We start from the raw sequence: 16,984 nt of genomic DNA, 5'->3' as shown, positions 1-16,984 counted from the left end.
ATGCGTAGAAAGCGAAGCGGCAACGCTTCGCTTTTTGCACAATCGGACGGGATAGACGAAACCCCGGCCGTTTCATCGGGGGCCGCCATGTCGACGGCCCCGTTTTACTGCCTGGTCGCGGGCAGCCATTGGAGAGTCACATGAAAGTCGTCGCTTTCGAGCGCCAACAGCAAGGTACGGGTGCGAGCCGCCGCCTGCGCAACGCCGGTAAGACCACGGGTATCGTCTACGGTGGCGAAGCAGCCCCGCAAATGATCGAACTCGATCACAACGCACTGTGGCACGCGCTGAAGAAAGAAGCCTTCCACTCGTCGATCCTCGACCTCGAAGTGGCCGGCAAGTCGCAACAGGTTCTGCTGCGCGACGTGCAATACCACCCGTTCAAGCAGCTCGTGCTGCACGTGGATTTCCAGCGCGTCGACGCGAAGAAGAAGCTGCACACGAAGGTGCCGCTGCACTTCCTGAACGCTGAAACGAGCCCGGCCGTGAAGCTGTCGAGCGCGGTCATTTCGCACGTCGCAACGGAAATCGAAGTCGAGTGCCTGCCGGCCGCACTGCCGGAGTTCCTCGAAGTCGACCTGTCGAAGATCGAAGCCGGTCAGTCGGTCCACGCGAAGGACATCGCACTGCCGAACGGCGTCGCGCTGGTTGCGCACATCGACGCGGAAAACCCGGTCATCGCATCGGCGACGGTCCCGGCTGGCGCCGTGTCGGACGCTGCTGGCGAAGGCGAAACGCCGGCTGCCTAAGCGCCTTTTCGATCCGTTTCGCGAAACGGTCGACGCAACCCGCCGCGGCTTGCCCGGCGGGTTTTTCTTTTTCTGCGCCCAGGCGGCGATCGCCGCCTTCGAAACGTCATGATCAAACTGATCGTCGGCCTCGGCAATCCCGGGGCGGAATACACTGCGACGCGTCACAATGCCGGCTTCTGGCTGATCGACCAGCTCGCGCGGGAAGCGGGCGCGACGCTGCGCGACGAGCGCCGCTTCCACGGCTTCTACGCGAAAGCGCGCGTGCACGGCGAGGAAGTGCATCTGCTCGAACCTCAGACCTACATGAACCGCTCCGGCCAGTCGGTCGTCGCGCTCGCGCATTTCTTCAAGATCCTGCCCGACCAGATCCTCGTCGCGCACGACGAGCTCGACCTGCCACCCGGTACCGTGAAGCTGAAGCTCGGCGGCGGCAGCGGCGGCCACAACGGTCTGAAGGACATCTCCGCGCATCTGTCGTCGCAGCAGTACTGGCGGCTGCGTATCGGCATCGGGCATCCGCGCGACCTGATTCCGGAAAGCGCGCGCGCCGGCGCGAAGCCCGACGTCGCGAACTTCGTGCTGAAACCGCCGCGCCGCGAAGAACAGGACGTAATCGACGCGTCGATCGAGCGCGCGCTCGCAGTGATGCCGATGATCGTCAAGGGCGAGCTCGATCGCGCGACGATGCAGTTGCATCGCAGCTGAGCGCGCGGCGCCGCCTGTCGTACCGTGCGGCGCATCGGGCTGCCGGCCGCGCTTCGCCGCGCAGCCCGGCCCTCGTGCACGATCGCGCGCCGTCGCCGCGTGCATGCGGTAATCTCTGTCGTTTTGTCCGTCAGGAGCCAAGCGGTGAGCCGTTACTGGAGCGACATCGTTCAGCAACTCGTCCCGTACGTGCCGGGTGAGCAGCCCGCGCTCGCACACCCCGTCAAGCTGAACACCAACGAGAATCCCTATCCGCCGTCGCCGCGCGTCGTCGCGGCGATCGCACGCGAACTCGGCGCAACCGGCGACACGCTGCGCCGCTATCCGGACCCGCTCGCGCGTGCGCTGCGCGAAACCGTCGCCGCGCATCACCGGATCGCTCCCGATCAGGTATTCGTCGGCAACGGCTCCGACGAGGTGCTCGCGCACACGTTCCAGGCGCTGCTCAAGCACGACCGGCCGCTGCGCTTTCCCGACATCACGTACAGCTTCTATCCGACGTATGCGCGCCTGTACGGCGTTCAAACGAAGATCGTGCCGCTCGCGGACGACCTCTCGATCCGTGTCGACGACTATCTCGACGACGGCGGCAGCGTGCTGTTTCCGAACCCGAATGCGCCGACCGGGCGCGCGCTGCCGCGCGCGGACGTCGAGCGGATCGCGGCCGCGAACCCGTCATCGGTCGTCGTGATCGACGAGGCGTACGTCGATTTCGGCGCGGAATCGGCGATCACGCTGATCGACCGCCATCCGAACCTGCTCGTCGTGCACACGACGTCGAAGGCGCGCTCGCTCGCCGGCATGCGCGTGGGCTTTGCATTCGGCGATGCGGCGCTGATCGACGCGCTGAACCGCGTGAAGGACAGCTTCAATTCGTATCCGCTCGACCGGCTTGCACAGGTCGCCGCGCAGGCCGCATACGAGGACGACGCGTATTTCGGTACGACGTGCCGGCGCGTGATCGACAGCCGCACGCGGCTCACGCACGCGCTCGAGCAACTCGGCTTCGACGTCGTGCCGTCGGCCGCGAATTTCGTGTTCGCGCGCCATCCCGCGCACGATGCAGGCACGCTCGCGGCCAAACTGAAGGAACGGGAAATTTTCGTGCGGCACTTCCGGCTGCCGCGAATCGATCAGCACCTGCGCATTACCGTCGGCACCGACGCCGAATGCGATGCGCTCGTCGCCGCGTTGCGCGGCCTGCTCGGCTGAACCGCGACCGGCGCAGCCGCGCCGGCCAAGACCATTACGCACGCGCCGAATCCCGCCGGCGCATGCGTCGCTGCGCGAATCACTGCGCGTCGTCGCCCTTCGCGGCAATCAGCGCGTGATATTTCTCCATCAACTGCGCGTGCGATTCGTCATGCTGCGGATCGCGCGGAATGCATTCGACCGGACATACCTGCTGGCACTGCGGCTCGTCGAAATGGCCAACGCATTCAGTGCACTTGTTCGGGTCGATCACGTAGATGTCCGGGCCCATCGAAATTGCACCGTTTGGGCACTCGGGCTCGCACACGTCGCAATTGATGCACTCGTCGGTAATCATCAAAGCCATACTGATCTCACTTCTTCAGGCCGGCGGCCGGGTTCGCAACGAAACCGGCCGGCGCCGCATCACGCGGCCGGCCCTCCCATCGCGGCGACTTTCTCGGTCAGCCACTTCTCGACGGACGGAAACACGAACTTGCTGACATCGCCGCCCAGCTGCGCAATTTCGCGCACGATCGTCCCCGAGATGAACTGGTACTGGTCGGACGGCGTCATGAACATCGTCTCGACGTCGGGCAGCAGGTAGCGGTTCATCCCCGCCATCTGGAATTCGTACTCGAAGTCGGACACGGCGCGCAGGCCGCGCACGATCACGCGCGCGTTGTTGGTGCGGACGAAGTCCTTCAGCAGACCCTTGAACCCCATCACCTTCACGTTCGGATAGTGACCGAGCACCTCGTTCGCAATCTTCAGACGTTCTTCGAGCGAGAAAAACGGCTTCTTTGCGCGGCTGTCCGCAACGCCGACCACCAGCGTATCAAAAATGCTCGACGCTCGCCGCACGAGGTCTTCGTGCCCGCGCGTCAGCGGATCGAACGTACCGGGATACACGGCGACTACCATGTCGCTCCTCCTGTCATCACGCAAACGGGGAGGCAGCCGTGCGACACGCACGCCGCTGCCGGAATGGGCAGGCGTCGCCGTTGCGGCGCGCCGCCTCGTATGGAACGCGCATTATTCATCATTTTCGCGCCGCAGCAAATGATAGTGGACCGCGCCGGCCTTACCGTGCCTGACGACCTGCCAACCCGCGAGCGCCGGATGCGCGGACGGGTCGAGGTCGGCTCCGCTCTCGACGTACAGCGCGCCGCCCGGCGCGACGAGCGGCGCCGTCAGCGCAAGCGCGCGAGCGAGCATGTCGGGCTCGCCGAACGGCGGATCGAGGAACACGACGTCGAATGCGCCAGGTGCGAGTCCGGCCGCGAGCCGCAGGCCGTCCGCTTCCGCGACTTCGACGGTGCGCGCGCCGAGCTTGTCCTTGATCGCCCGCAACTGCTGCGCCGCGCGCGGGTGGCGCTCGACCATCACGACGCTCGCGGCGCCGCGCGACGCGGCTTCGAAGCCGAGCGCGCCGGTGCCCGCGAACAGGTCGAGGCAGCGCTGGCCGTCGAGGTTCTGGCCGAGCCAGTTGAACAGCGTTTCACGCACGCGATCGGGCGTCGGACGCAGACCGTCGAGATCGAGCACCGCGAGCGGCGTGCGCTTCCAGTCGCCGCCGATGATGCGGATCGTGTGCGGTTTGCCGCGGCTCGCGGAGGCCGCCGAGCGGCCGGAAGAGGAACGGGACATACGGAAATATCGACAACGGAGGGGAACGGGCGCGCGCGAGGGCGCGCCGCCAAACACGCGCACGTTACCACAGCGGCATCGGCGGCCGGCGCGCGCAGGCGCCGCACTGATAAAATGCGGGGCTTCGGCCGTCGCGCGCCCGCGCGCAATGCGGCCCCTGCGGCGCCCCGCTTTCCCGGGCGGCAATCCGCCCTCTTCCCGACACGCCAGACCATGTTCAGCTTCTTCAAACGATTCAAGAAAACGCAGGATTCCGATCCCGCGGAATCGCAGCCGGCCGACGCGCCGCAATCGGACGAGTCGTCCGATGCACAGCAGGCGTCCGATGCGCCGCAGACGCCCGATGCACCGCAGGACCCCGCCGCGCAACCGGCCGCGCCGGCCGTCGTGATGACCGTCACGCCGACCAACGACGGCCGCGACGAAGTCGTCGAGACCGTCGAGATCGTCCCGCCGCCCATGCAGGATGCGTCCGCGAAGAAATCGTGGCTCGCGCGCCTGAAGACCGGGCTCGCGAAGACGGGCTCGAGCATCACCGGCGTATTCGTCAACACGAAGATCGACGAGGATCTGTACGAGGAGCTCGAAACCGCGTTGCTGATGTCGGACGCGGGCGTCGACGCGACCGAATACCTGCTCGGCGCGCTGCGCGAAAAAGTGCGCGTGGGCCGGCTGACCGATCCGCAGCAGGTGAAGAGCGCGCTGCGCGATCTGCTCGTCGAACTGCTGACGCCGCTCGAGAAATCGCTGGTGCTCGGCCGCGCGCAGCCGCTCGTGATGATGATCGCGGGCGTGAACGGCGCGGGCAAGACGACCAGCATCGGCAAGCTCGCGAAGCATCTGCAGAGCTTCGATCAGTCGGTGCTGCTGGCGGCCGGCGACACGTTCCGTGCAGCGGCGCGCGAACAGCTCGCGGTCTGGGGCGAGCGCAACAACGTGACGGTCGTGCAGCAGGAAAGCGGCGACCCGGCCGCGGTGATCTTCGATGCGGTCAGCGCGGCGCGCGCGCGCAAGATCGACGTGATGATGGCCGACACGGCCGGCCGCCTGCCGACGCAGCTGCATCTGATGGAAGAGCTGAAGAAGGTGAAGCGCGTGATTTCGAAGGCCCACGACGGCGCGCCGCACGAAGTGCTGCTCGTGATCGACGCGAACACGGGCCAGAACGCGCTCACGCAGGTCAAGGCGTTCGACGATGCGCTCGGCCTCACCGGCTTGATCGTCACGAAGCTCGACGGCACCGCAAAGGGCGGGATTCTCGCCGCGATCGCGCGGCAGCGGCCGGTGCCGGTTTACTTCATCGGCGTCGGCGAGAAGGTCGAGGACCTGCAGCCGTTCAGCGCCGAGGAATTCGCGGACGCGCTGCTCGGCTGAACGCGGCCGACGCGCAACGCTACACAAAGGGGGCGCGTTCGGGCGCCCCTTCGTCATCTTCACGCGCCCTTCGTCACGTCCGCACGCGGGCCCGGCCCGCGTTTTCACTCTCACTCCGCGTCCGGCTGGACGCCCGGTTCGGCGGCCTTGAATGCGTCGAGCGTCGACGCGTAGTCGGCGATCCGCTGGATCGTCGGATAACGCGTCGTATCGATCGAGAAGCGATTCGCATTGAACACCTGCGGCACGATGCACAGGTCGGCCAGCGTCGGCGTGTCGCCGAAGCATAGCTTGCCGGTGCGCGGATCGTTCGCGAGACGCGTCTCCAGCGACGCGAAACCGGCCTCGATCCAGTGCCGGTACCATGCGTTCTTCGCGTCCTCGGTCACCTGCAGCGTGTGCTTCAGGTACTTCAGCACGCGCAGGTTGTCGAGCGGATGGATTTCGCACGCGATCTGCAGCGCGATCGCGCGCACGTAAGCGCGATCGGCCGGCCGCTGCGGCAGCAGCGGCGGCTCGGGATGCGTCTCTTCGAGATACTCGATGATCGCCAGCGACTGCTGCAGCGTCACGTCGCCGTCGACGAGCGTCGGCACCAGCGCATCCGGGTTCAGCGCGCGATATTCGTCCTTCAGCTGCTGGCCGCCGTCGCGCAGCATGTGCACCGGAACGTAGTCGAACGGCAGCCGTTTCAGGTTCAGGGCGATCCGCACGCGGTACGACGCGGAACTGCGGAAATAGCTGTAGAGCTTCATCGGATGTCTCTCGTAGTCGTATTCGGTCGGCGACGGCCCGTGCGCGGCATGGCGGCGCGCCGCCGGGACCCAGAGTGTAGCGCGACGCGCCGCGTTGCCGCGCGCCGCCCGTGCGATACTCGGGGCATTCTTCACGATTGCCGCGCGGCCCGATGGCGGCCGCCCGCCCGACGCTCCGATGACCGCTTTCCACGACCCCGCCGCCGAACCGTTTCCCTGCGCCCGCTTCATCAAGGAAATCGGCCGCGGCCCGCACGGCGCACGCGCGCTGTCCGCCGACGACACGTTCGAGCTGTACCGCGCGATGCTCGACGGCCGCGTGTCGGACGTCGAACTCGGCGCCATCCTGATCGCCTATCGGCTCAAAGGAGAAACGGCCGACGAACTGGCCGCGATGCTGGCCGCCGCGCAGGCGTCGTTCGAGCCGCTGCACGTGCAGGACGCCGCATTCCGGCCGGTGTCGATCCCGAGCTACAACGGCGCGCGCAAGCAGCCGAACCTCGTGCCGCTGCTCGCGCTGCTGCTCGCGCGCGAAGGCGTGCCGGTACTCGTGCACGGCGTCGAACGCGATCCCGGCCGCGTGACGAGCGCGGAGATCTTTTCGGCGCTGTCGATCGCGCCATCGACGTCGCACGACGCGATCGAGGACACGCTCGCCGAGCGCCGCGTCGCATTCGCGCCGATCGACGTGCTGGCGCCGCGCATCGCGCGCCTGCTGGCGATACGGAGCGTGCTCGGCGTGCGCAACTCGACGCACACGCTCGTGAAGATCCTGCAGCCGTTCGCGCCGGCCGGGCTGCGGCTCGTCAACTACACGCATCCGCCGTATCGCGACAGCCTCGCACTACTGTTCCGCGACCATCCGGACGCGGCGCTCGGCGGCGCGCTGCTCGCACGCGGCACGGAAGGCGAAGCCGTCGCCGACACGCGGCGTCAGGTGCAGGTCGACTGGCTGCACGACGGCGCGTGCGACACGCTGATCGACGCCGAGCGCTCGTCCGCCGACGCGCCGCCGGTGCCGCTGCCGGAATCGCGCGACGCAGCGACGACGGCCGCATGGACGGACGCGGTGCTGCGCGGCGAAATCCCGGTGCCCGACACGCTCGCGCGCCAGGTCGCGACGATCGTGCGGATCGCCCGCATCGCGCGCTGAACGCGGCCGGCGCAGCCGACCATTTGACAGCCGCCCGCCTCCTGGCATAGAGTTGCCGACATGCGTTCCTTTCCGAACACCCTCCGAATTACCTCCGGCCGCCTAGCGCGGCCGCTATCGCTACGACTAGCGTAAGGCTGTCATAGCGCCGTGTGCCGTTCGCACGGTCCCTCCCGCAGTTCCTCGCAGCACCCTTCTCGCAGTTTTTACAACCCGAAGTCGTCAGCTGTCGTCCGGCTATCCGTCGGCCGATTCGCGAAGATCATCCGCATCCGTAGCGCGATCCGGCGCCGCGGTGCGAGGCAGGCCAACCGTCGCCGCTGCCGCCCGTCTTCGCTCGCGACTTGAGACCCGAGGTCCAGAAGATGAAGCGCAATCCGCAAGAAAAGTACCGACCGTTCGAGCCCGTCCGCATCAACGGCCGCCGCTGGCCCACCCGCACGATCGAGCGTGCGCCGGTCTGGATGAGCACCGACCTGCGCGACGGCAACCAGTCGTTGATCGAGCCGATGAGTATCGAGCAGAAGCTCGAATTCTTCGAGATGCTGGTCGCGATCGGCTTCAAGGAGATCGAAGTCGGTTTTCCGTCGGCGTCGCAAACCGACTTCGATTTCGTCCGCAAGCTGATCGACGAGAAGCGCATTCCCGACGACGTGACGATCGAAGTGCTCGTGCAGTCGCGCGAAGACCTGATCGCACGCACGTTCGAAGCGCTCGACGGCGTGCCGCGCGCGATCGTCCATCTGTACAACGCGATCTGTCCGTCGTTCCGCCGCATCGTGTTCGGGATGTCGAAGGACGACGTGAAGGCGCTCGCGGTCGACGGCACGCGCATCATCAAGGAACACGCGGCCGCGCGGCCGGACACGCACTGGATCTACCAGTACTCGCCGGAAACCTTCAGCATGACCGAGCTGACGTTCGCGCGCGAAGTGTGCGACGCGGTCGTGCAGACGTGGCGTCCGACCCGCGATCGCAAGATGATCGTGAATCTGCCGGCGACCGTCGAAGCGGCCACCCCGAACGTGTTCGCCGACCAGATCGAATGGATGGACCGCAATCTCGCGTATCGCGACAGCATCGTGTTGTCCGTGCATCCGCACAACGACCGCGGTACCGCGGTCGCCGCCGCCGAACTCGCGCTGCTCGCCGGCGCCGATCGCATCGAAGGCTGCCTGTTCGGCAACGGCGAGCGTACCGGCAACGTCGATCTCGTCACGCTCGCGCTGAACCTCTACACGCAGGGGATCGATCCGGGCCTCGATTTCTCCGACATCGACGCGGTGCGCCGCGTCGTCGAGCGCTGCAACCGGATCCCCGTGCATCCGCGCCATCCGTACGCGGGCGACCTCGTCTTCACCGCGTTCTCGGGTTCGCACCAGGATGCGATCCGCAAGGGTTTCGCGCAACAGCGCGCCGATGCGGTGTGGGAGGTGCCGTACCTGCCGATCGACCCGGCCGATCTCGGCCGCAGCTACGACGCGGTGATCCGCGTGAACAGCCAGTCCGGCAAGGGCGGCGCGACGTTCCTGCTCGAGCGCGGCATGGGCTTCACGCCGACGCGCCGCGTGCAGATCGAATTCAGCCATGCGGTGCAGACGCTTGCCGACGCGTCGGGCGAAGAAGTGACGGACGACGCGATCTGCGCGCTGTTCGTGCGCGAATTCTTCGAGACCGACGGCCCCGCTGCGCGCCACGGCAACACCGCGCGCTGGCGCAACCGCGACATTGCCGGTGCGCCGCCGGCCGATGCAACGCCCGAGGACGCCGTGCAGCGCGCGGTCGCGGCATTCGCGGCGGCGGCCGGTACGACGATCGACGTCGCGTCGTGCGAACACACGCGCACGAGCGATGGACGAATCGCGGTATCGGTCGGCTGCCGGGTCGGCGATGCGCCGCTGCGTCATGGCGTCGGGCTGCATGCCGATGCGGCGAGCGCCGCGCTCGATGCGGTGGTCAGCGCGATCAACCGGTCGGCATGGCACGGCGCAGACCGCCGCGCGGCGGCCTGATTTCAGCGCCGGAACGTCAGCGAGCGGTGCGTGACCGCCCGTGCGCCGCGCGATCCGCGTCGCACGGGCCAGCAAAAAGCGGCCGAAAAGGCCGCTTCGATCGGAACACGAAAACGAGCGCCACCCGCGCTCATGTATCGGTCGCGCACCGCGTCGCCTGCCATGCGAGCAGGCGCCAGCGGCCCTGCTCCTGGGTCTGGACGGCGGTATAGGCGATCGGGAACACGAGGCCGCCGTTGTTCGTTTCCATCTCGATCAGTGCGCGTCCGGTGACGACGCAGGTCTCGTCGCCGACGGGCAGCACGTCCTGCGACTGGATCTCGATCTGACGATAGCGGCGGCGGCCGGCGGCGATGGCGTCGATGAACTGCTGCTTGGTTTCGCGCTTGCCGTTGGTGTGCACGTAGAACACCTTGTCCGACAGCAGCGCGTCGAGCGCCTCGTCGTCTGCGTCCACCATCGCTCGGAACCGATCGCGCTCGAGCGCGCGAATCGCATCGACCACCTTCGTCATCGCCTGACTCCTCGGCAACGCGCACGCCGTGCCGGGCATGCGGATCAGAAGTTGTACTGCACGTAGAACTGGTGGAAATTTATACTAGGATTGGGCTCTTTGATACCCGCGTTAGACACATGTTGAAAGCGGTAACCGACCTGATACTGTTGCCGCTGCCCGAACTGTGCGCCGACGCCCGCGACGTCCGCGAACTGAAACGCGGTCGACAGCGACAGGTTGTTCGAGATCGTCGGGTGCGTCAGCAGCCGGACGCCGGCGCCGGCTTCGATGAACGGGCGCACCTGCCCCGAGCTCTTGATGAAACGGATCATCGGCGTTGCGCCGAACTCGCCGATATTGCCGTGAACGTTGCCGCCGGTATGCCAGTAGCTCGCATGGCCTTCCAGCACGAACGCGAAGTGCCAGCCGCCGATCTCCCACCAGTTCCAGCCGGGATCCCAGACGACGGCCAAATCGGCCTTGTCGATCCCGTGACGATCCGAAAAGCCGCCGCCGGCCTGGATCCCCCACCGGTCCGCGAACGCCGCACTCGATCCTCCCAGCAGGGACGCGGCCAGCATCGCATGCAGCGCAAGCCGGCTGCGGGACCGGCGCTTGTTCTTGTTGTTCATCTGACACTCCAACTTTGTGGGTTGAATGGAGCCTGCCGCGACGGCCGGGCCCGAGCGAACTGAATGGTATGGTAAAGGACTTTTCGAATCGGCATCACGAAGCGAAATTGTTTGCTTCCAAAACTACAAAAATCGGAATCGTCTACTGATTGCCATCCAAAACAAGCACTTACGGAACTTCGCTCTTTGCCCCCGGTCGCACCATTACTATTGAAACATCGATTTCGATAGGAAATTCGGGAACTCCGATGCCCGCACCAGCTCTAAGGATTAGCACTCGGATTCCGGGAGTGCTAAGATTGGCCTCGGAATCCGATCCGAACCCAGGGTTGATCCCTGATTCCAAAGGAGTTTTTAGTGAGCAACGCCCTGACCCTCCCGAACACCCTGAGCCCGACGCCGGCCAAGGCCGAATCGGCAGGCTCGCTGGCGCTCGCACCTCTGTCGATGCTGCCGGGTCAGCTCGGCAACATCGATGCGTACATCCAGGCCGTCAACCGTATCCCGCTGCTGACCGCCGAAGAGGAACGCCAGTACGCGACCGAATTCCGCGAAAACAACAACCTCGAAGCCGCACGTCGGCTCGTGCTGTCGCACCTGCGCCTGGTCGTGTCGATCGCGCGCAACTATCTCGGCTACGGGCTGCCGCACGGCGACCTGATCCAGGAAGGCAACATCGGCCTGATGAAGGCCGTGAAGCGTTTCGATCCGGCGCAAAACGTGCGCCTGGTCTCGTACGCGATTCACTGGATCAAGGCCGAGATCCACGAGTACATCCTGCGCAACTGGCGGATGGTGAAAGTCGCGACGACGAAGGCGCAGCGCAAGCTGTTCTTCAATCTGCGCAGCCACAAAAAGAGCATGCAGGCGATGACGCCGGAGGAAATCGACGGCCTCGCGCAGGAGCTCAACGTCAAGCGCGAAGAGGTGGCCGAGATGGAAACGCGCCTGTCGGGCGGCGACGTCGCGCTCGAAGGCCAGGTCGAGGACGGCGAGGAGTCGTACGCGCCGATCGCGTATCTCGCGGATTCGCACAACGAGCCTACCGCGGTGCTCGCCGCACGTCAGCGCGACATGCTGCAGACGGACGGCATCGCGCAAGCGCTCGACGCGCTCGATGCGCGCAGCCGCCGCATCATCGAGGCGCGCTGGCTGAACGTCGACGACGACGGCTCGGGCGGCTCGACGCTGCACGACCTCGCGGCCGAATTCGGCGTGTCGGCGGAACGCATCCGCCAGATCGAAGCGAGCGCGATGAAAAAGATGCGTACCGCCCTCGCCGAATACGCGTAAATCCCGGCAATCACAATACCCGCGTCACCGAAAACCGCTGCCCGACCGGCAGCGGTTTTTTTTCGGGCAGTTTTTTTCATACATCGTTTCCCGTTCGTTTTCCCCGCCTTCTCCGCGCGCGTTTTCTCGCCGATTAACTGACCGAATTCATCGGCTATTGGCGATTCGCGCGCGTGTTCCGCACTCCATTGATCCAGCTCAAGTTTCGGCCCGCGTTTCGCGACGGTCTGCCGCACCGCGGCGCTCGGCAGCGCAATGCCGGCCTTTTAAAATTGGCATGTACGGCACACAAAGACTAAAAACAGCTCAACAGCCGTCATAAATCACGACACAAAGTCGCCCCAAAACGGATGTCAATCGATTCAGGACCACCGCGTTGATCTCGATCAATAAAGAGCCCGCACCGCGTCGGCAGCGCAGCGCCGGCACGCTCGGCTGGCGCGCGCGCATCGCCGCGTGGGCACGCGGGCCGACCCTCGCCCGCGACATCACGCTCGTGCTGATCGCCAAGCTGATCCTGCTGATGTCGCTCAAATACGCATTCTTCAATCATCCGCAGGCCGAGCACATGTCGCTGCCGCCTGCCGTCGTCGCCGAGAAGCTGCTCTCGGTGCCGGCGCCCGCTTCTACCGACGGAGACCACCATGATAAGTAGCGAAGTCGTCGATCTGTCGCGCCTGCAGTTCGGCATCACGGCGCTCTACCACTTTCTGTTCGTGCCGCTGACGCTCGGCCTGTCCTGGCTGCTCGTCATCATGGAAGCCGTCTACGTGATGACCGGCAAGCAGGTCTACAAGGACATGACGCAGTTCTGGGGCAAGCTGTTCGGGATCAACTTCGCGATGGGCGTGACGACCGGCATCACGCTCGAATTCCAGTTCGGCACGAACTGGTCGTACTACTCGCACTACGTCGGCGACATCTTCGGCGTGCCGCTCGCGGTCGAAGGGCTGATGGCGTTCTTCCTCGAGTCGACGTTCGTCGGGCTGTTCTTCTTCGGCTGGAACCGATTGTCGAAAGTCCAGCATCTGATCGTCACGTTCCTCGTCGCGCTCGGCTCCAATCTGTCCGCGCTGTGGATCCTCGTCGCGAACGGCTGGATGAACAATCCGGTCGGCGCCGAGTTCAACTACGAAACGATGCGCATGGAGCTGACGAGCCTGTTCGACGTGCTGTTCAATCCGGTCGCGCAGGTGAAGTTCGTGCATACCGTGTCGGCCGGCTACGTGACGGCGGCGATGTTCGTGCTCGGCGTGTCGTCGTGGTATCTGCTGAAGAAGCGCGACGTCGATTTCGCGCTGCGCTCGTTCGCGGTCGCGGCCGGCTTCGGTCTCGCATCGACGCTCTGCGTGATCGTGCTCGGCGACGAGTCGGGCTACACGACCGGCGAAGTGCAGAAGATGAAGCTCGCCGCGATCGAATCCGAATGGGAGACGCAGCCGGCGCCCGCGTCGTTCACGCTGATCGGCATCCCGAACCAGGAAGCGCAGCGGACCGACTACGCGATCAAGATCCCGTACGCGCTCGGCCTGATCGCGACGCGCTCGATCGACGAGCCGGTGATCGGCCTGCGCGAGCTCGCGAAGCGCAGCGAGGAGCACATCCAGAGCGGCATGATCGCGTACGGCGCGCTGCAGAAGATCAAGGCCGGCGACGCGAGCGCCGCGACGCGCGCGCTGTTCGACGAGCACAAGCAGTATCTCGGCTACGGGCTGATGCTCAAGCAGTTCACGCCGAATGTGACCGACGCGACGCCCGCGCAGATCGAAGCGGCGGCGAAGAAGACGATTCCGCCGGTCGCGCCCGTGTTCTTCTCGTTCCGGATCATGGTGTTCCTCGGCTTCCTGTTCCTCGCGACGTTCGTCGCCGCGTTCTGGTTCTGCGCGCGCCGCGAACTGCTGCAGGACAACCGTCGCTGGTTCCTCCGCTATGCGGTGTGGGCGATCCCGCTGCCGTGGCTCGCGGCCGAATTCGGCTGGGTCGTCGCCGAGCTCGGGCGCCAGCCGTGGACCATCGCCGGCGTGCTGCCGACGCATCTGTCCGCGTCGAGCCTGACGCCGTCGGATCTGTACCTGAGTCTCGCCGGCTTCATCGCGTTCTATACCGCGCTGTTCGTGATCGAGATCAAGCTGATGTTCAAGTACGCGCGGCTCGGTCCGTCGTCGCTGCATACCGGCCGCTATCACCACGAGCTCGCCGCCCGCGAGCACGCCGCGGCATGAGCACGCCCCCGAAACGAAACAAGGAATCGCTATGGACTATGCAACGCTCAAGCTGATCTGGTGGCTGCTCGTCGGCGTGCTGCTGATCGGCTTCGCCGTCACCGACGGCTTCGACATGGGTGCGACCGCGCTGCTGCCGTTCCTCGGCAAGACGGACGACGAGCGCCGGATCATCGTCAACACCGTCGGCGCGACGTGGGAAGGCAACCAGGTCTGGCTGATCACCGCAGGCGGCGCGATGTTCGCCGCGTGGCCGCTCGTCTATGCGGCATCGTTCTCCGGCTTCTACTTCGCGATGCTGCTCGTGCTGTTCGCGCTGTTCTTCCGGCCGGTCGGCTTCGACTATCGCAGCAAGCGGCCGGACCCGCGCTGGCGCGCCGGCTGGGATTGGGGCCTGTTCGTCGGCGGCTTCGTACCGGCGCTCGTGTTCGGCGTCGCGTTCGGCAATCTGCTGCAGGGCGTGCCGTTCCGCTTCGATGGCGATCTGCGCGTCAGCTATCACGGCAGCTTCTGGGCGCTGCTCAATCCGTTCGCGCTGCTGTGCGGGCTCGTCAGCCTCGCGATGCTGGTCGCGCACGGCGCCGCGTTCATCAAGATGAAGACCGACGGCGCGATCGCGCGCCGCGCGTCCGTCGCGCTGCGCGTGTCGTCGTTCGTCGCGGTCGTGCTGTTCGTGCTGGCCGGCGTGCTGATCGCGTCCTACATCGGCGGCTTCCACATCACGCGCGCCGCGCCGACCGACACGGTCGCGAATCCGCTGCTGAAGGACGTCGCCGCGGGTTCGGGCCTGTGGCTCGCGAACTACCGCGCGTATCCGTGGATGATCGCCGCGCCCGCGGTCGCGATCGCGGGCGGCCTGCTTGCCGCGCTGCTCGCCGGCTCGCGCCGCGAAAAAACCGCGTTCTTCTGCACGGGCCTGATGGTCGCCGGCGTGATCCTGACTGCGGGCTTCTCGATGTTCCCGTTCATCATGCCGTCGTCGCTCGACCCGCGCAGCAGCCTGACCGTCTGGGATTCGACGTCGAGCCGGAAGACGCTGCTGGTGATGCTGTTCGCGGTGATCGTGTTCCTGCCGATCATCCTCGCGTACACGAGCTGGGTCTATCGCGTGATGCGCGGCAAGGTCACGCACCGGACGCTCGAAGAGAACACGCACACGATGTACTAAACCAGGCGAGGCGCGCGAGCGCCTCGGCCTCTTCGTTTCGCAAGGAGTCGGATCATGTGGTATTTCAGCTGGATTCTCGGTATCGGCGTCGCGTTGTCGTTCGGCATCGTCAACGCGATGTGGCTCGAAGCGCGCCACAAGCAACAGGAAGCGCGCGTGCGTCGCGATTGACGATTGACGATCGACGCGCACGCGGTGCATCGCGCCGCGTCGCCGCCACCGCCGTTCTGAAGCGGCACGAACCTCGCATCGCGCGAGGTTTTTTTCGGCTCATGCCGGCGTCCGTCGTCGCAAACCGGCGCTTCGGCGATCCCAATTTAGCGCCAGATTGATACCACTTGAATACCAATAAAAGGTTTCATAAGATCGTTGGACGCGGCCGCTGACAGGCCGAATCCTTCCGGGTGGGGGAGACATGCGAATCCCGTATCGCGTACGCGCGGCCGCGCGATGCCGTCGGCCGTGCGCGATGTGCGCTGCCGCGTCGTCGACGCGCGAATGGTCGAACGGCGGCGAGCGGCGCCGCCATTTCGCGTCGAGCGCCTTCCCCACGTGCCGCCGATGAAAAACCGCGCGCTCCGATGCCGCACGAGCCGGCACGCCTGTCCGCCGCCCGTCCCGTAACGCACGCGCCGCGTGCCGAACGCGCGCGGCGCGGCCGTATCGCCCGCGCGCGGGTGTTTCCGCAGCTCCGTTGAAAGACCGATCGAAGCGACGTCCTTCCGACGCCGCCGGCCCCCTTTTGCCCTCAGGAGTTCGCATGAACCGACTCATTCCGTCCATCGTCGCCGGCCTGCTGGTCGCCGCGCTGCCTGCGTGCGCGACCTTCGCCCAATCCGCGCCGCCCGCGCCTGCCGCGCCGCCGGCCGCCGCTGCCGCCGCTGCGTCGCCCGCCGTATCGCCGGCCGAACTCGCGGCGGTGCTGTCGAACGGCCTCGCGTTGCGCGTCGCCGTCGACAACAATCATGCAGCGGCGGCCGGCGTGCCGTGCGCCGATCTCGGCGCCGACGGCGCCGCGTGCGCGACGGGCCGCCTGATCCTGCAGAATCGCGGCCATCGAACGATCGCCGCCGCCGGCTGGAGGCTCTATCTGCACAGCATCCGCCGCCTGCTGCGGATCGACCGTCCGGGCTTCGCGCTGCGCCGGCTCACCGGCGACCTGTACGCGCTGACGCCGCAGCCCGGCGCGCTGCGGCTCGCGCCCGGCGAGCGCGTCGAGCTGCCGTTCGTCGCCGAATACTGGCTGCGCCGCTACAGCGACGTGATTCCGCGCCCGTATGTGGTCGTCGACGGCGCGCCGCCGGCCGTGCTGCGCTACAACGACACCGACGACGAACTTCGCTACGTCGAATCGCTGCCGGCCGACGCGCAGAACAGTTCGACCGGCAACGCACCGCCGGTGGCGGCCCGCCCCGATCCGAGCCGCGCGTTGCCGAGCGTGAAGCGGCAGCAGATGCTGGCCGGCGCGCTCGAGCTGCGCGGCGTCGAGCTCGCGTTGTCCGATCTGCCGGCCGCGCAGGTCGCCGCGCTGCGCGAACGCGCGACGACGCTCGGCCTCGACGGCACGCGCGTGCCGGTGCG

The 16,984-nt window shown here is 66.4% G+C and carries 18 protein-coding genes; 12 read left to right on the top strand and 6 right to left on the bottom strand.

The genetic code is table 11. From position 1 onward, the window contains the following. Positions 1 to 140: 140 nt before the first annotated feature. The 3 genes from BUB20358_RS20055 (at position 141) to hisC (ending at position 2,669) form a co-directional block, all read left to right on the top strand. The gene (locus tag BUB20358_RS20055) at positions 141 to 749 is read left to right on the top strand and encodes a 50S ribosomal protein L25/general stress protein Ctc (RefSeq protein WP_035971697.1); all 609 of its coding nucleotides are present in this window, start codon (positions 141 to 143) and stop codon (positions 747 to 749) included. Between the two features lie 108 nt (positions 750 to 857). Further along, positions 858 to 1,457 carry an aminoacyl-tRNA hydrolase gene (gene pth, locus BUB20358_RS20050; protein ID WP_006763361.1) on the top strand — a complete coding sequence of 200 codons (600 nt, stop codon included), beginning with the start codon at positions 858 to 860 and terminating at the stop codon, positions 1,455 to 1,457. A gap of 144 nt (positions 1,458 to 1,601) precedes the next feature. Then, on the top strand, positions 1,602 to 2,669 hold the full coding sequence (gene hisC, locus BUB20358_RS20045) for a histidinol-phosphate transaminase (protein WP_006763360.1): 1,068 nt from the start codon (positions 1,602 to 1,604) through the stop codon (positions 2,667 to 2,669). 79 nt (positions 2,670 to 2,748) lie between these two features. Here hisC and BUB20358_RS20040 read toward each other — a convergent pair whose 3' ends face one another. The 3 genes from BUB20358_RS20040 to rsmD all read right to left on the bottom strand — a co-directional run bounded on the left by BUB20358_RS20040 (position 2,749) and on the right by rsmD (position 4,298). Then, on the bottom strand, positions 2,749 to 3,015 hold the full coding sequence (locus tag BUB20358_RS20040) for a YfhL family 4Fe-4S dicluster ferredoxin (protein ID WP_006763359.1): 267 nt from the start codon (positions 3,013 to 3,015) through the stop codon (positions 2,749 to 2,751). 59 nt (positions 3,016 to 3,074) lie between these two features. After that, positions 3,075 to 3,572 (bottom strand): pantetheine-phosphate adenylyltransferase, encoded by a 498-nt coding sequence (gene coaD / locus BUB20358_RS20035; protein WP_006398238.1) that lies wholly within the window; start codon positions 3,570 to 3,572, stop codon positions 3,075 to 3,077. 111 nt (positions 3,573 to 3,683) lie between these two features. Further along, positions 3,684 to 4,298 carry a 16S rRNA (guanine(966)-N(2))-methyltransferase RsmD gene (rsmD, locus tag BUB20358_RS20030; RefSeq protein WP_035971696.1) on the bottom strand — a complete coding sequence of 205 codons (615 nt, stop codon included), beginning with the start codon at positions 4,296 to 4,298 and terminating at the stop codon, positions 3,684 to 3,686. 213 nt (positions 4,299 to 4,511) lie between these two features. Between rsmD and ftsY the strand changes: the two genes are divergently transcribed. Beyond that, positions 4,512 to 5,672 (top strand): signal recognition particle-docking protein FtsY, encoded by a 1,161-nt coding sequence (ftsY, locus tag BUB20358_RS20025; RefSeq protein ID WP_006763357.1) that lies wholly within the window; start codon positions 4,512 to 4,514, stop codon positions 5,670 to 5,672. A gap of 110 nt (positions 5,673 to 5,782) precedes the next feature. On the opposite strand, the gene maiA is transcribed toward ftsY, so the two are convergent. Beyond that, entirely contained in the window at positions 5,783 to 6,427 is a 645-nt protein-coding gene (gene maiA / locus BUB20358_RS20020; RefSeq protein WP_006763356.1) for a maleylacetoacetate isomerase, read from the bottom strand. A 178-nt stretch (positions 6,428 to 6,605) separates the two neighbouring features. On the opposite strand from maiA, the gene ybiB reads away from it, so the two are divergent. Beyond that, positions 6,606 to 7,580 carry a DNA-binding protein YbiB gene (gene ybiB / locus BUB20358_RS20015; RefSeq protein WP_006763355.1) on the top strand — a complete coding sequence of 325 codons (975 nt, stop codon included), beginning with the start codon at positions 6,606 to 6,608 and terminating at the stop codon, positions 7,578 to 7,580. A gap of 365 nt (positions 7,581 to 7,945) precedes the next feature. Further along, positions 7,946 to 9,592 (top strand): 2-isopropylmalate synthase, encoded by a 1,647-nt coding sequence (leuA, locus tag BUB20358_RS20010; protein WP_006763354.1) that lies wholly within the window; start codon positions 7,946 to 7,948, stop codon positions 9,590 to 9,592. Positions 9,593 to 9,722: 130 nt separating this feature from the next. On the opposite strand, the gene BUB20358_RS20005 is transcribed toward leuA, so the two are convergent. Together BUB20358_RS20005 and BUB20358_RS20000 are read right to left on the bottom strand one after the other, a co-directional pair. Beyond that, positions 9,723 to 10,106, bottom strand: coding sequence for a nuclear transport factor 2 family protein (locus BUB20358_RS20005; protein ID WP_006763353.1), 384 nt, complete (start codon positions 10,104 to 10,106; stop codon positions 9,723 to 9,725). A 44-nt stretch (positions 10,107 to 10,150) separates the two neighbouring features. Beyond that, on the bottom strand, positions 10,151 to 10,720 hold the full coding sequence (locus BUB20358_RS20000; protein ID WP_006763352.1) for an acyloxyacyl hydrolase: 570 nt from the start codon (positions 10,718 to 10,720) through the stop codon (positions 10,151 to 10,153). Between the two features lie 357 nt (positions 10,721 to 11,077). Here BUB20358_RS20000 and rpoH point away from each other — a divergent pair, with 357 nt between their 5' ends. From rpoH to BUB20358_RS19970, 6 genes are all read left to right on the top strand, one after another. Continuing rightward, a complete protein-coding gene (gene rpoH / locus BUB20358_RS19995; RefSeq protein WP_006763351.1) occupies positions 11,078 to 12,013 on the top strand; it encodes an RNA polymerase sigma factor RpoH in 936 nt (311 codons plus the stop codon). Positions 12,014 to 12,389: 376 nt separating this feature from the next. After that, positions 12,390 to 12,668, top strand: coding sequence for a cytochrome oxidase putative small subunit CydP (gene cydP / locus BUB20358_RS19990; protein WP_006763350.1), 279 nt, complete (start codon positions 12,390 to 12,392; stop codon positions 12,666 to 12,668). Continuing rightward, positions 12,658 to 14,235 carry a cytochrome ubiquinol oxidase subunit I gene (locus tag BUB20358_RS19985; protein WP_035971694.1) on the top strand — a complete coding sequence of 526 codons (1,578 nt, stop codon included), beginning with the start codon at positions 12,658 to 12,660 and terminating at the stop codon, positions 14,233 to 14,235. The genes cydP and BUB20358_RS19985 overlap by 11 nt, the downstream gene beginning before the upstream one ends. Before the next feature lie 31 nt (positions 14,236 to 14,266). After that, positions 14,267 to 15,403 (top strand): cytochrome d ubiquinol oxidase subunit II, encoded by a 1,137-nt coding sequence (gene cydB / locus BUB20358_RS19980; protein ID WP_006763347.1) that lies wholly within the window; start codon positions 14,267 to 14,269, stop codon positions 15,401 to 15,403. Positions 15,404 to 15,457: 54 nt separating this feature from the next. After that, a complete protein-coding gene (gene cydX / locus BUB20358_RS19975; RefSeq protein WP_006763346.1) occupies positions 15,458 to 15,574 on the top strand; it encodes a cytochrome bd-I oxidase subunit CydX in 117 nt (38 codons plus the stop codon). 589 nt (positions 15,575 to 16,163) lie between these two features. Further along, positions 16,164 to 16,984, top strand: an 821-nt coding sequence (locus BUB20358_RS19970; protein ID WP_174905105.1) for a carbohydate-binding domain-containing protein, incomplete at its 3' end; no start/stop codon positions are given.

The organism is Burkholderia dolosa (assembly GCF_902499135.1).
Taxonomy (GTDB): Bacteria; Pseudomonadota; Gammaproteobacteria; order Burkholderiales; family Burkholderiaceae; genus Burkholderia; species Burkholderia dolosa.
The sequence above is the reverse complement of the archived record's forward strand: the minus strand, read 5'-3'. Positions and strand labels throughout refer to the sequence as shown.